General features: G+C 62.9%; 10 protein-coding genes and 1 pseudogene. 7 read left to right on the forward strand and 4 right to left on the reverse strand.

Going from position 1 to position 14,454, the window contains the following annotated elements; genetic code table 11:
- Complete coding sequence (locus ACGGKE_RS17195) at positions 1-1,203, forward strand: AAA family ATPase (RefSeq protein WP_004212858.1); 1,203 nt, start codon at positions 1-3, stop codon at positions 1,201-1,203.
- 46 nt (positions 1,204-1,249) lie between these two features.
- Positions 1,250-2,290 carry a ParB/RepB/Spo0J family partition protein gene (locus tag ACGGKE_RS17200; protein WP_004212859.1) on the forward strand — a complete coding sequence of 347 codons (1,041 nt, stop codon included), beginning with the start codon at positions 1,250-1,252 and terminating at the stop codon, positions 2,288-2,290.
- On the opposite strand, the gene ACGGKE_RS17205 is transcribed toward ACGGKE_RS17200, so the two are convergent.
- A complete protein-coding gene (locus ACGGKE_RS17205; protein ID WP_230588552.1) occupies positions 2,284-2,991 on the reverse strand; it encodes a hypothetical protein in 708 nt (235 codons plus the stop codon). The two genes, ACGGKE_RS17200 and ACGGKE_RS17205, sit on opposite strands and share 7 nt — an antisense overlap.
- Before the next feature lie 382 nt (positions 2,992-3,373).
- Between ACGGKE_RS17205 and ACGGKE_RS17210 the strand changes: the two genes are divergently transcribed.
- A complete protein-coding gene (locus tag ACGGKE_RS17210) occupies positions 3,374-4,624 on the forward strand; it encodes a hypothetical protein (protein WP_394443189.1) in 1,251 nt (416 codons plus the stop codon).
- Between the two features lies 1 nt (position 4,625).
- The gene (locus ACGGKE_RS17215) at positions 4,626-5,837 is read left to right on the forward strand and encodes a tyrosine-type recombinase/integrase (protein WP_394443191.1); all 1,212 of its coding nucleotides are present in this window, start codon (positions 4,626-4,628) and stop codon (positions 5,835-5,837) included.
- Here ACGGKE_RS17215 and ACGGKE_RS17220 read toward each other — a convergent pair whose 3' ends face one another.
- Entirely contained in the window at positions 5,838-6,032 is a 195-nt protein-coding gene (locus tag ACGGKE_RS17220) for a hypothetical protein (RefSeq protein WP_394443193.1), read from the reverse strand. It abuts the gene before it with no gap.
- Between the two features lie 66 nt (positions 6,033-6,098).
- Positions 6,099-8,836: pseudogene (locus ACGGKE_RS17225) on the reverse strand (cation-transporting P-type ATPase).
- Between the two features lie 418 nt (positions 8,837-9,254).
- On the opposite strand from ACGGKE_RS17225, the gene ACGGKE_RS17230 reads away from it, so the two are divergent.
- Positions 9,255-10,076, forward strand: a complete 822-nt coding sequence (locus ACGGKE_RS17230) for a universal stress protein (RefSeq protein WP_394443195.1) — start codon at positions 9,255-9,257, stop codon at positions 10,074-10,076.
- Positions 10,077-11,203: 1,127 nt separating this feature from the next.
- Here the strand turns inward: ACGGKE_RS17230 and ACGGKE_RS17235 are convergent.
- Entirely contained in the window at positions 11,204-11,830 is a 627-nt protein-coding gene (locus tag ACGGKE_RS17235) for an OmpW family protein (RefSeq protein WP_394443197.1), read from the reverse strand.
- A 624-nt stretch (positions 11,831-12,454) separates the two neighbouring features.
- Here ACGGKE_RS17235 and ACGGKE_RS17240 point away from each other — a divergent pair.
- Positions 12,455-12,754: a hypothetical protein gene (locus ACGGKE_RS17240; protein WP_394443199.1), complete on the forward strand. Its 300-nt coding sequence runs from the start codon at positions 12,455-12,457 to the stop codon at positions 12,752-12,754.
- A gap of 31 nt (positions 12,755-12,785) precedes the next feature.
- A complete protein-coding gene (gene ccoN / locus ACGGKE_RS17245) occupies positions 12,786-14,447 on the forward strand; it encodes a cytochrome-c oxidase, cbb3-type subunit I (RefSeq protein ID WP_394443201.1) in 1,662 nt (553 codons plus the stop codon).
- Positions 14,448-14,454: the final 7 nt, after the last annotated feature.

Consider the following 14,454-nt stretch of genomic DNA (forward strand, 5'->3'; position numbering starts at 1 on the left):
ATGGCGTCCGCAATTGATGAAGTGCGGATGGGGGAAACACTCGATGTTGCGTCGCTCGCTGCTCGGTCTTCCTCTGTCCTTGAAAAGCTGCGCAACTCGGCCCGAAGCGCGCGCGCCGACGAGCGGCGAGAACCGACGTTTCAGATCGGAAAGGCCGCCGATCTGGTGGGGCGGACGACCGGAGCGATTCGCGAGGCCGAGAGCGATGGCCGTCTTGTGCCACCTCCGCGGACAGAAAGCGGTCGGCGCATGGGATACACGCTTGCTCAGTTGAATGACATGCGTGGCGCCTTTGGCACGCGCCCATGGCGCGATCCAAGCGACCCGTGTTCTGTCATCGCGGTCCAGAACTTCAAGGGTGGTGTCGGCAAGTCGACGGTGTCGGTCCATCTGGCGCAATATCTGGCGATCCGCGGCTATCGTGTCCTCCTGATTGATTGCGACAGCCAGGCGTCTGCTACGACCCTTTTCGGCTATGTGCCGGATCTCGATTTGAACGAGAACGACACGCTCTATCCGTACCTGCGAGAGGGTGAACGCAAGTCCCTCGATTATGCGATCCGCAAGACCCATTTCGATGGTCTTGACCTGATCCCGGCCAACCTGCGTCTCTTCCAGTCGGAATATGAACTCGCGGCGCGTATGGCGCGGGGGCAGGGGGCTCTGCTCGATCGAATGGCGCAGGGTATCGCCTCGGTGCAGGATCTCTACGATGTAGTGATCCTCGATCCGCCGCCAGCCTTGGGAGCAATCTCCCTATCCGTTCTCAGGGCAGCCAACGCACTGGTGGTGCCGGTTCCACCAACCGTGATGGACTTCTCCTCGACGGCTGCCTTTCTCGCCATGCTCGACGAGACCATTCAGGAACTCTCGACGCACGACCTCGCGCCGCAGCTGTCCTTCCTGCGCTTCGTGGCATCGAAGGTGGATGAGGGCAAATCGATGCAGAAGGGCCTGCTCGACCTGATGCGGCAGGTTTACGGAACCGCCATGGTACGCTCGCCGCTCAAGGACTCTGCCGAGATCGACAACGCTACCGCCCGTCTGATGACCGTTTACGAACTGGACGGCCCGATGACGAGCAAGACCGTGCGTGATCGCTGCCTGACCTATCTCGATGGCGTGAATGCCGAGATCGAGCTTGATATTCGTAAGACCTGGCCCAGCCATCTGAGCCGTTTGCGCAAGGATGGGCATGCGTGATGGACAAGAATTGCAGCCCTGCAATTTCGGCAAATAGGGGGGCAAAATGAGTTCGAAGAACAAGAGCTTTCTAGGCGATCTGGCGTCCTCTGTGGAGCCCAGCGCCGAAGGTCAGGAGCGTGGTCCGCGTTTGGGGGTAGGGGTCCTTGGCGGCCGTAACAATCGCTTGGCCGAACTAGCTTCCGGTGCGGTGGTGAATAACCCGCAGGAACTCGTTGATCCGGCGCGCTGCCGGATTTGGGAACGGCACAATCGGGACTACGGCGCACTGAGCCGTGAACGGTGTGACGATCTAATCGAGAGTATCCTCGCGCAGGGCAAGCAGGAGGTCCCCGCGATCGTTCGGCGCATTCATGAGCCGGACTATGATTTCGAGATCATCTGCGGGGCTCGCCGCCATTGGTCGGTATCTTGGCTACGGGCGAACAATCATCCCGAGGTGCGCTACCTCGTGGAAGTGCGCGATCTGACGGATGAGCAGGCGTTTCGCATTTCCGATCTGGAGAACCGGGCGCGCGAGGATCTCAGCGATCTGGAGCGAGCGCGAGACTATCTTAAGGCGCTCGATCTCTATTATGGCGGCAGCCAGAAGGAGATGGCGAGGCGGCTGAACCAGTCCGAGGCGTGGGTCAGCCGTTACCTTGATCTAGCCAGATTGCCTGAAGCCGTCGTCGCGGCTTTCCCAGATCCTTTCGAGCTGAAGATCTCGCATATCGGCAGTCTGAAGCCTGTGCTGAAATCCGACGATGATCGCTCGCGTGTGCTCGCCGAGGCGCGTCGTCTGTTTGAAGCGCGCGCGGCAGGCAATGAGGGGTTGCCCGCCAATGCTCCTGAGACGATTCGCGCCCTGTTAGCGGTGGTCGGGTCGGCCGCGCCGCGCAAGAAGGAGCCCAAGCCGGCAAAAGCCCCCAAGAGGACAGGATCGGATTCCGTGGTCGTGCATAGCCCCGGCGGCACGGCACTGCTTCGCGTCGACGGAAAGGACAGGCGTGGCGTGACGCTGACGCTCTTCCACAAAGGCGGCGGGAGTCGAGCGGAGGCCGAAGCAGCATTACGCGACCTTCTCGATTATCACTGGCCTCAATAAGGGTGGCCGCGTCTCTCTCTCGCCCGGCTGGCAAGCTTCGCCGCTCCTTGAGGAGAGATTTTAAGAAGCCGTGCGATCGCAGGGATGCGGATGCCCGGAAAGGCAGCCTCTAAGCGCATGAGGGCAGGGAGCTTACTGCGCCGGGTGACGCCGAGCTCCTTGGGAAGGTTGGCATCGAGCCTTTCAACGGCATCAAGTTCTTTCAGGCCAGTCAGCGCGGTGTCTCCAAGGCGCTTTTCGAGATCAACGGCAAGATCGCGCGCAGTGACGCCGAAGAATCTTGGAAGGCACACGAACGACGGGATGATCTGGGAGGTAAATCCTGCGGCGAGCAGCGCCATTGGAAGATGGCAGGCCAACAGCCAGATCGTGCCGAAGGTTCGGGGATCGACGGTGAGCTGGCGCCCGTCCAGCGTCGCTAGGGACCGACCGCCGACCGGCGCGATCTCGAGCTCCGCGTGGACCTCCAGGAGGCGCTCTGCGACCGCCAGAAGGGTAGGGGCTGGATATGGTTCGGCCAACCTCCGCTTGGCCGCTCGAAACGCCGATCCGAATAGAACGAGGTCGTGGCGGCCCCAGGTCTGCGCCTCCTCTCGATCGTCGAGCAGCAGGCGCAGCGCGTTGAGCGTCGCCTTGGCCACGGCATCACCTTCTGCTTCCTGTGCGAGCAGCACGAAGTGCACGAGTGCTGCGACCGACATGGGGTCATTCAGGCCTTCACAGTGGCGAGGAGGAGGGCTCCGGCCTGTAATCCAGGCAAGCAGGTCGCTTGTGTCGACCGGTAGCCCCGCGAGCGCGGCAACTGTTGAGGTCGCTGACATTCGCGCTCTCCCAAGCCAAATGTCGCGTGCTGGACTACGAAAAAGACGACCGTCGAGCCGACCGATGAGCAGCAGTGGGGCAGGGGAGGGCGGCCTCGGCATCCGATATGGTTATCGGTGATCTCAACCAAAGTCACATGTTAGTTGAGGCAGCCGATACTGATGGGAAATCGACATGTGATAATTGCAGTTATCACATAAGCGCGTTTGACGAGTACCTATAAGTCGCGGTATGGCAGCGCCGAGGCGGGCAGGGGCAGTTGTGCGTGGAAAGACGGTTTTCTGGTCATGGCAGAGCGATCTCGACGGCCGCGTGACCCGCGAGCTTGTCCGCTCGGCGCTCGACCAGGCGATCGGTATGATCTCGGCCGACCTCGACGAAGCCGAGCGACCGAGCCTGACGTCTGACACCCAGGGCGTCGCCGGCACGCCCGACATCGTCGCCACCATCCTGCGCAAGATCGACGAGGCAGCGGTGTTCATCGGCGACCTCACCCCGATCGCCATCTCAGCTGATGGGAAGGCATGCGCCAATTCCAATGTGCTGATCGAGCTTGGCTATGCTCACCGGGCGCTCGGCGAGAACCGCGTGCTCCAGATCTGGAACACAGCGTTCGACGGGGCGACGGTCGACAAGCTCCGGTTCGATATGCGCGGGCGACGCGGACCGATCTCCTTTCATCTGCCTCCTGGTGCCGATCGCGAGGAACTGCGCCGTGTGCGTACCGAGCTAGCCAAGCGGCTCGCCGACTTTCTCAAGCTTGCGCTAGACCAGTTGCCCTCGCCACCCCCCGAGGCTGTCCATTGGCAGCCGCATTCTCCGGGTGAGCCCGACCTGTGGTTCGATTCGGACGTGCCGCAGACCGTCACCCACCCGATGCACGGCTCGAGCCAAGTCCGCTGGAAGCCGCACGGGGCGGGCTATGCGCGGCTCATTCCCTCCAAATGGAGCGCCAAGCCGGACGCCAAGCGCTCGCTCGCCGACAGCGCAGGCCATCCGGCGCTGCTCGCCAAGGCGAATTCGCTCGGCTTCGGCGTGTGTCGGGGCGGCGCGATGGTCTATTGGCCGGGAACGGCGGAAGAGGGCGTCTACCCGACCGTCGCGCTGACGCAGTGGTTCGAGAAGACCGGCGAGTTCTGGGGTGTTGGCGGGGGATTCCTGTTCACGCCGAAGAGCGGTAGGCTGACGCTCGCCACCGGGTATTTCTACCAGCGCTGCCTCCACTTCCTCGAGCGCAACTGCGCGCTGGCGCTGGCTCATGGTGGCGCACTGCCGATCCATGTGCGCCTCGGCGTGAACGGCCTTGCCGGCAGCTGGTGGCCACAGGGACGGTTCGACTTCGGCGACGAGGGGTTCGCGGCGGTCGAGGAATCCTACGAGTATGCCGCGATGCTGACCTCGGCCGCCCCGGAATATCTCAAAGCCGTTGTCGTCGAGGCGTTCAATGGGCTGGCGGCCGTCTATGGAATCGAGCCTCATACGGTCAAGCAGATCGAGGCGCTGGCGCGGTAGGATGGACGACGCCACTCCCTTTGCGGCCGTCGGGCCCGCCAGCATAGCGGAGACGAAGGATCTCGCCTGGGAGATCACCAAGCTCAAGGCCGCCGCGACGATTACCGTCAATGTCGAGCTGGTGGCGGCATTTCAGGCCGCTTCGTCGCCGCACAGCATCAGGGCGCTCGCGAGCGATCTTGAGGCGTTCGATCTCTGGTGCCGGCGCGCGGGGCGTGCGACCCTGCCGGCGACTCCCGAAACGGTGGCCGATTATCTCGATGCCCGTGCGGAGAAGGGGAGCAAGCCGGCCTCGCTGGCGCGCTACAAGGCGTCGATCGCCAAGATTCATCAGCTCCTGGAGCTGAAGGACCCGACCCAGGCCGAACTGGTCAAGCTGCGGCTGCGCGCGATCCGCCGCGAGAAAGGGACCGCGCAGGCCCAGGCGCGGCCGCTGCGGTTCAAGGGGGCGGTTCGCGACGTCGAGCGCGAAAGTCCTCGCGGGCTCAACGTGCGGGCCCTGCTGGAGACCTGCGGCGACGATTTGCCGGGACTGCGTGATCGGGCGCTGCTGTCGACGGCCTATGACACCGGCCTACGGGCCTCCGAACTGGTCGTGATCGCGGTCGAGGATATCCTCGAGGCGCTCGATCCGGAGGCGCGGTTGCTCGCCATTCCGCGTAGCAAGACCGACCAGGAAGGGCAGGGGGCCACCGCGTTCCTCAGTCCACGCTCCGCGCGGGCGATCGCGGCCTGGACGGAAGCGGCCGAGATGTCCTCCGGACCACTGTTCCGCCGCGTGCAAGTACGGCGCTACAAGGCGCGAAAAGCGGTGCCGGGACGAAGGATCGACAGCATCTCAGGGCGCGAGACCTGGGATTTGCGCAAGACCCTTGCCAGACCGGCGGTGCCGGCGCGGGTGGAGTACGATGTTGGGGAAGCGGCGCTGCACCCGGGCTCGATCGGTCCGATCTGGCGGGCGATCATCCGGCGCGCCTTCGATCGGGGGGCGCTGCCCGATCTGACCGCTGACGATCTGGCGCGATTGCTCAAGGGGGTGAGCGCGCATTCGACCCGGGTGGGGCTCAACCAGGATATGTTCGCCAGCGGCGAGGATCTCGCCGGGATCATGGACGCGCTGCGCTGGAAGTCGCCCCGGATGCCGCTCGCTTACAACCGGAATCTTGCAGCGGAGCAGGGAGCCGCGGGCCGGCTCATAGCCAAGATTGGGTGATCAAGCGAAATGAGCCTGCAGCGCGTCAGCCGAAAGGCGAATGTCGAGCAACGCGGTGCTCGCATCTTCAGGTGCGATGCGGTCGACTTCCTTGGCCTGGCTCTCGCGGAGACATCGACCGGGCCGGCCGGTCGAGGCGGCATTGCCAGTCGACTTATCGGTGCATCCAGCGATCTTCGTCCAGAGCTCTGCCATCGGGGCGAGTTTAGGCGGTGGGCCGCTGTCGGAGACATGAAAGCTGGATGTAGCCGAGCGCCATCGTCAATCGCGGGCGTTGCCGGTTCCCTGTTCTTTTCTCGTTCCGGCGAAGTCTGCGATCAATTTCTCGGTTTCGACAATGACCAATAACGCGACCCCGACCAATATGATGGCAATGCCGTCGCCCAGGGATACAGCGCGAGTTGCAAAGACCGCTTGCATCGGCGGGAGATAGGTGAACGCGAGTTGCGCAACGACGACGGTCGCCACGCCGATGAGGACTGCGCGTGTTCCGAGCACGCCCTGCCACGTCAGTGACGTGCCGTGGACATAGCGCACGCTAAAAAGATAGAAGATCTCCATCACGACGATTGTATTTACGGCCATTGTCCGCGCCGTATCGAGTGGCAGGCCCCGCCCGGTTGCCCAGGTGTAGATGCCGAAAGTGCCAGCGACCATCAGCGCAGAGACGAACATGATTCGCCACAGCAGCCGGCCCGACAGGATTCTCTGGTTAGCGGGACGTGCAGGCCGGCGCATGGCTCCCGGCTCCGTCGGCTCGAATGCGAGGGTCAGGCCGAGGGCGCCGGCTGTGATCATATTGATCCAAAGGATCTGAACTGGCGTCACGGGCAGCGTGAGGCCGAGCAGGATGGCAAGGATGATGGTGAAGGCCTCGCCGCCATTGGTCGGCAGTGTCCAAGAGATCACCTTGGTCTAATTGTCGTAGACGGTTCGGCCCTCGCGGACGGCCGCAACGATCGAGGCGAAATTGTCGTCGGCAAGAACCATTTCGCTCGCTTCCTTGGCGGCTTCCGTTCCCTTGCCGCCCATGGCGATGCCAACATCGGCACGCTTCAGTGCCGGCGCGTCGTTCACTCCGTCGCCTGTCATTGCGATCACGGCGCCGTCGGCCTGCAGGGTTTCGACCAGCCGCAGCTTGTGTTCGGGGCTGGTACGGGCGAAAACGGTCGCCTCGTAGGCGCTCTGCTGGAACCCGGCATCCTCCAGCGCATCGAGCTCCTGACCGGTCACGGCTCTTGGATCGTCGGCAAGTCCAAGCTGGATGGCGATTGCGCGCGCCGTCGCAGCATGGTCTCCGGTGATCATCTTTATCCGGATGCCGGCGGCCTTGCATTCGGCGATTGCAACAATTGACTCCGGCCGCGGTGGATCGATCAACCCCACCAAGCCCAGCAGTGTAAGTCCGTTCTCGACATCGGGCGGCGCGATCTCACGCTGACCGTCCTTCATGGCGAGACGGGCGAGCGCAATGACGCGCAGGCCGTTAGCCGCGAGCTGCTCGACGTGTCCGTGCCAGATGTCGGAGTCGAGCCGGCGTTCGCCGTCCAGTATAGCGATATGGCCGCACATCCCGAGGATGCGCTCCGGAGCGCCCTTAATGTAGGCATGGGGCACATGACCATCGCGCGCATGGAGTGTTGCCATGTACCGATGGCGGGAATCGAACGGGATCTCATCAAGACGAGGGAAGTTGACCCTGGCGGCCGCGCCATTGTGCCCGGCTTTAATGGCGAGCGAGACCAAAGCTCCTTCCATAGGATCACCGTCAACCGTCCAATTCTCGCCGAGTTGCCGCAGACTGGCGTCGTTGCAGAGGAGTGCGGCGAGCGTGAGTTCCTCGAGGACGGGATCGGCAGCAGGATCGAGAGGCTCACCTGCTCCGATGCTGAATTTGCCCGCCGGCTTGTACCCCGAGCCTTCTACCGCGATCGTCTGGTCGGCGGTGAGGACGGCACTCACCATCATCTCGTTGCGAGTAAGCGTGCCGGTCTTGTCCGAACAGATTACCGAAACCGAGCCCAGGGTCTCGACGGCGGGCAGGCGCCGAATGATGGCGTTCCGGCGCGCCATGCGCTGAACTCCTACCGCGAGAGTAATGGTCATCACGGCGGGAAGACCTTCCGGGATAGCCGCGACGGCCAGTCCGACGACAGCCATGAAGGCATCGTCAAGGCCATAGGCCTGCACCAGCACGGCATAGGTGAAGACGAGGACAGAGACGCCGAGTACGGCGACAGTGACCTGCCGCGCGAACTGGTCCATCTGCCGGACAAGCGGCGTAGCAAGCCGCTCCACCGCGGCGATCATGGAACTGATGCGCCCCAGTTCAGTGCTCGCCCCTGTCGCTACGACAACTCCAACCCCCTGGCCGGCGGTGACGAATGTGCCGGAGAATGCCATCGGGAAGCGGTCGCCAAGCGCCGCTTCAGCGGCGACAGGCTTTACAGCCTTGTCGACGGGGACGGATTCTCCGGTGAGGATCGCCTCATCCACCCTGAGATTGCGCGCCTTGGCTAGACGCATGTCCGCGGGCACGCGGTCGCCGGCCTCGAGAAGTACGATGTCGCCCGGCACAACATTGTCCGCAGCAATTGTTGTACGGCGACCGTCCCGAAGGACGGAGGCGCTTGGATCAATCATCGCCGGATGGCGTCTAGGGCGGTCTCAGCACGCCCTTCCTGAATGAAGCCGATGATCGCGTTGATGAGGACAACTGCGCAGATAACCAGCGCGTCCGTCCCATGGCCTATCGCCGCGGCTAACACGCCCGCCCCCAGAAGGACATAGATGAGCAGATTGTGAAACTGCAGCAGGAATCTGGTCAGGGCGCTACGGCGGGGCCCTTCGGGAAGGCGGTTCGGTCCATAGGTTTCCAGGCGGCGTTCCGCTTCGTGCTCGGAGAGCCCGTCAACGTTCGTCTGAAGGGCGTCAATAGCTGCATCAGAGGTGACGGCATGCCACGCGACGGCTGGCCCGGACGATGGGCCGCCGGTCATGCGCGACGCTGCCGCGAGGATCGGCGGTATGGATGCCGCATTGCGCATGCGGCCTCGCTCCTTTTGTGCGGTTCTTGCAGCATATTACTGTGCTTGATCCACGAGCGCACACCTGCCTAGCCGACTTTGAGGAGCTTGGTGAGGTCTGTTCACCGGGAGGAATTGGCGGTTCATATGACCCTTTCTGGACATCGATCAGCGTGTCTGAGCCTAGTTGATGCTATTCTTCGGAATCAATGTTTGTCCTGACACGGTTACGCTCATTGCAGGTCGGTAGGGGCTGACCAACTGCGTAGGTTTGCGGATGTGAAACCCCTATTGCCTTATCCATAGTGGGCGGCGAGTTCGGTCTCATGTTGCCGTGACTTAGCGTTTGTGCGGCAGCCGCTTATTGGGACGGCAGGAAAAAGGAGCAGATGTGACCAAGCCCTTTGAGGTGTTGCTTGCAAGCGATTTCACCGCCCGGTCCGATCGCCCGCTTGATCGGGCTGCAAGGATCGCGGCTGAACGTAAGGGCGAGCTGGTTATCGCGCATGTTCTCGAGGGCACGCGCAAGAACCCTGTCGACGAAACTGCGATTATCGAGGCACTGAAGGCCGACCTGCCGGAACAGGTGGCTGGAGCAGAACTGGTGATCCGATCGGGATCAGCACCAAAGACGCTTGCCTCAATCGCATCTGAACGTGGCAGCGATCTCATCGCCACTGGCGTTGCTCGCTACAACAGCATTGGCGATTTTGTCCTTGGAACTGCTGTAGATCACATCATTCGCAACGCCACAGCCCCGGTGCTAATCGTGAGGCGGAGGCCAAAGCACAATTATCGCCGGTTGCTGGTGGCGACCGACTGTTCCGATTGCTCCCGCACGGCATTGCTTGCTGCTGCTCGATTGTTTCCCCATATTCCGATTACAGTGACCCATGCTTTCCATGTTCCCTATCAAGCTTGGCTCAAATCGGATGACGTCAAGCAGTATGTTCGTGCCGAGGCCCAAGAAGGTCTCAATGCCTTTCTCGCCCACCAAGAGATCACGCCAGACATAGCGGTGCGAGTCGAAGCGATGATTGATGAAGGTGAAACCGGGAGCGTGGTCGCGCGCCAGCTCACCCGGACTGGTGCCGACTTGCTCGTGCTGGGCACGCATGGACATGGCGGTTTCGTCCATGCGACAATCGGCAGCCAGGCAGAAGCCCTGTTGGAATCGGTTGATGTCGATGTGCTGATGGTGCGCGGATCTTAGAGAACCAAGGCCGCCCTTTTCGTTTATGGAACAGGCTGTCCGTGGTCGGATGACGGTGACTATTGCCCGTCTGCTCCGGGATGTGACCGGGGGGCGAGGGGGGTCAAAGTGGTAGTCGCGGCCTCTCGCTCCGTTGGATGGACTTTGGCGCTCATGCGCACGTGGGTGCTTTCGGGGTGGCCGAAGCGGCCGGTGTTCTCGGCATCGAGCAACTCCATCACCTTGGGTTGAGCGCGCCGGTCTGCAGCGATTCAGTCCTGAGTCGATGTCCACGGAGTCGGAGGCGAGGTGGTGAAACTCCGCGCTTCCCGCGCGATCCTTTTTTCGGAGTCCCGGCCCGTGCTCGGCGTGGACTGCTGTACCCTTCAAGCAATAGAGGATGAGGTCGCGCAAGCCCATGATCGAGGGTCCGTCGCGGTCCATGCAGGATTGTGGCCAAGGGTGCAGTAGCCGCGGGCTCTTGGGTTGTCCCACCGAGATCCCAAAGCGCCGGTTCGGGAAGCTGTGAGAGATCGGCGCCGGCGCTCTGGGCCCGCGTGCGGGCGCGGCCGCGCATCGCGACGGCTCGGTCGATCAACTCATCGAAGCGGGCGACATCGAAGTTGACGTTGTCAGCGTGCGACGTTGCAGCAAGAGCCTAACCTATGAACCTCGAAAAGTTCACCTATCGCGCCGAGAGCTTCCTCCACTCGGCCCAAATCGTCGCAATTCGGCCGAATCATCAGCTCCAAATATAACCTCCAAGCGCTGCTTGAGGACAAGCGAGGGGATGGCAAGCGGCCTCATTTGCGCCGCGGCGGCGATGCTGCGGCCGCACCGGAAAACCGGCGCGGCCTCGCCAGACTGCGCGCGTCTCAGGTAGCGGCAGCAAACGGCGGATCTCGGCAATCATGCGATCAACGCCGTGCGATGGGCAAACAGCCGCCACGGCGTCAGCGGAGGATCGGTATGACGCGCTCGACAGTTTTGCGCACGACCTCACCAAGGCGGCGCGCAACGGCAAGCTCGATCCTGTTATCGGCGGGACTAGGAGAACAGCCGGATCATCCAGGTTCGTCATTCTCCCCCGCTTTGCCAAGCGGGGCAGAGTCTAGCTGGCAAGCCGCCATACAGCAGTGGCCACCGCCTCAGAAGCGCATGTAGACGCCGCCGCTCACGACCCATGGATCGAGTTTGTGCTTGGTCGTCAGCACCTCGGTGCCGGCAGCGTTCTCGACGTGCAGTGTCGTGCCGATGAAGTACTTCTTGGCGTCAAGACTGAGCCCCAGACCATTCCCGCCGATCGGGATATCGACGCCGCCCTGCAGCGCGACGCCGAGCTCGTTGTTCATCCGCGCCTTGGCCGCGCCGAGCGCCCTCGCGCCCGCACCAGGCTTCTCGCCGAAGATCAGGAACAGGCTCGGTCCGACGCCGACATAGGGCCGGATCGGTCCCGCGTTGAGATGGTACTTCAGCGTCACCGTAGCCGGGAGGATGAGCACATGATCGACGATGCGCGCGCCTGCGATCGGGCCCGCGCCGTTCACGTGATGCTGGGTCAGGCAGCAGATCGTCTCGATCGAGATCCGGGGCGTCGCATAGTATTCGACGGCCAGTGTCGGCACGACATTGTCGTTCGCCCTGGTCTGGCTGCCTGCCGGCAGCCCGATCTGGTCGGTCCTGACCTCGTCGATCTTGCCGCTGGGCAGGACGCCGGTGCCGAGCAGTTTCACTTGCCAGCGGCCGTCCTCCTCGGCGAGCGCGGGCGTGGTCATCGCGGTAGCGGTCGCAATGGCGGTAAGTATCGATAGAATGCGCATGGTCCCTCATGGCAGTGCCGCAGTGTCCGCCCTGCGCGGACAAGGAGCTTGCGGCACGTTGGGGCTTATGCGCCTCGTGCCGGCGCTGCGTTTTGATCACGCGCAAGTTGTGACCTTGGGGAAATTACGGATACGAGTGTCGGCGCGATGAGGCGATTAGGCGAGCCGCGAACGCCACATGACGCAAAAGGGCAACTGCTTGAACGGAAGTGTTGATTTAAAACTTCTTCGAGTCATATTGATTTGAAACAAGTCTGCCGGCTCCACTCCCGCTAGAGCCCGCCGGGCGCTCGAGACGACTGGGAACAAGAAACGGTCGCTTGCTGCCGCATTCGTGCGCCCATCACCGGCGGTGCTCGGGAGGGGCCCTGAAACGCGATACTGCGCAGGCAATGTTGTCCGCGCGGGCTGATGAGGGTCCAAGATGTTCCAGCCGCCAGTTCCGGATGTCCGCGCAACATTAATGTCGCCGCGCGCAGGCATGGCTGCACTGCTGGGGACCTCGCGGTCGATGGAGTCGTATCCCGGGTTACCTGGCGGGGGGCGGGAACCCGCAACGCTGGCAAAGGAGCCTTGGTCATGAGCCTGCCGATCGGAATGTGGGGGGCGATTATCGCGCTCTTCGGTATCGTGGCGGTCGCGAGCGGCGTCTGGTTGCTGCTTCGCGCGCGCGATGTCGCGCGACTCAGCGACACACCCCGCAACGAGATTGCGCCGGGACCCAAGCGCAGGCCCTCGGCGCGCCGCGGCACGGTGCGCCTCGTGCTGGTGATCAATCTGCTCGCGACCGCCGGCGCGCTCGGCCTTTTCGCGCTTGTCGCGACCCGCACGATCGGGTCTTCCGAGACACAGACAGACCCCTACGCGGCGCACCCCTGAGGCGACCCGAGACAAGGACGGCGAGGACATTATGGACGAACTTCTCTTCAAGGTGGGCGCCTGGTTCGTGGTCGCGCTGCTTGCGCTGTTCGCGAGCGCACTCGCGCTGGACCAGGGCTTTGCCGTGCATATGGCGATCATCTGCGCGGCCGCGCTGCTGGTCGCCTGGGTCACGATGGTGAAGGCCGACTTCCAGGTGCTTTCGGGGTTCAAGCCGGCCACGATGCCCGACGTCACCCGCTATGACGATGATCTTATCCGCCTGGGCGTGATCGCGACGTTGTTCTGGGGTGTCGCCGGCTTCCTGGTGGGCGTAGTCATCGCCACCCAGATGGTCTTCCCGATGCTGAACTTCGAGCCATGGTTCAGCTTCGGGCGGCTGCGGCCGCTGCACACCTCGGCCGTGATCTTCGCCTTCGGCGGGAACGCGCTCATCGCGACCAGCTTCTATGTCGTCCAGCGCACCTGCCGCGCTCGCCTCGCCTTTCCCGCGCTCGCGCGGCTGGTGTTCTGGGGTTACCAGCTGTTCATTGTCCTCGCCGCCACCGGTTATCTGATGGGCGTCACCGCAAGCCGCGAATATGCCGAACCCGAGTGGTATATCGACCTGTGGCTGACCATCGTCTGGGTCGCCTATTTCGCCGTTTTCGTCGGCACGCTGGTCAAGCGCAGCGAGCCGCACATCTACGTCGCGAACTGGTTCTATCTGTCCTTCATCATCACCATCGCCATGCTGCACATCGTCAACAACCTGGCGATGCCCGCGAGCCTGTTCGGTTCGAAAAGCTATTCGGCCTTCGCGGGTGTCCAGGATGCGCTGACCCAATGGTGGTATGGGCATAATGCCGTCGGATTCTTCCTGACCGCCGGCTTCCTCGCAATGATGTACTATTTCGTGCCCAAGCAGGCCGAGCGACCGATCTATTCCTATCGTCTCTCGATCATCCACTTCTGGTCGCTGATCTTCCTCTACATCTGGGCGGGTCCGCACCATCTCCACTACACGGCCCTGCCCGACTGGGCGCAGACGCTCGGCATGGTGTTCTCGGTGGTGCTGTGGATGCCGAGCTGGGGCGGCATGATCAACGGGTTGATGACGCTCAACGGCGCCTGGGACAAGATCCGCACCGACCCGATCATCCGCATGATGGTCTTCGCGCTCGCCTTCTACGGCATGGCGACCTTCGAAGGGCCGATGCTGTCGATCAAGGCGGTCAATTCGCTGTCGCACTATACGGAGTGGACGATCGGGCATGTGCATTCCGGCGCGCTCGGCTGGAACGGCATGATCACCTTCGCGGCCATCTACTATCTGACGCCGCGCCTCTGGGGCCGCAGCCGGCTCTACTCGCTGCGCATGATCAACTGGCACTTCTGGCTCGCGACGCTCGGCATCGTGCTTTACGCGGCCGCGCTCTGGGTCGCCGGGATCACCCAGGGTCTGATGGCCCGCGAATATGGCTCGGACGGCTATCTGGTCTACGCCTTTGCCGAGATCGTCGCGGCCATGAAGCCCTACTACGCGATCCGGGTGCTGGGCGGGCTCCTCTATCTCACCGGTGCGCTGATCATGGTCTTCAACGTGTGGATGACGATCATCGGCCGCCTGCGCGACGAGGCGCCGCTATCGACCGCGAGCTATAACCCTGCTGCCGACCGGCCGATCGTCCCGGCCGCGGCACCGGCCGAATAAGGGGGAC

Source organism: Sphingobium naphthae, from assembly GCF_043589935.1.
Taxonomy (GTDB): domain Bacteria; phylum Pseudomonadota; class Alphaproteobacteria; order Sphingomonadales; family Sphingomonadaceae; genus Sphingobium; species Sphingobium naphthae_A.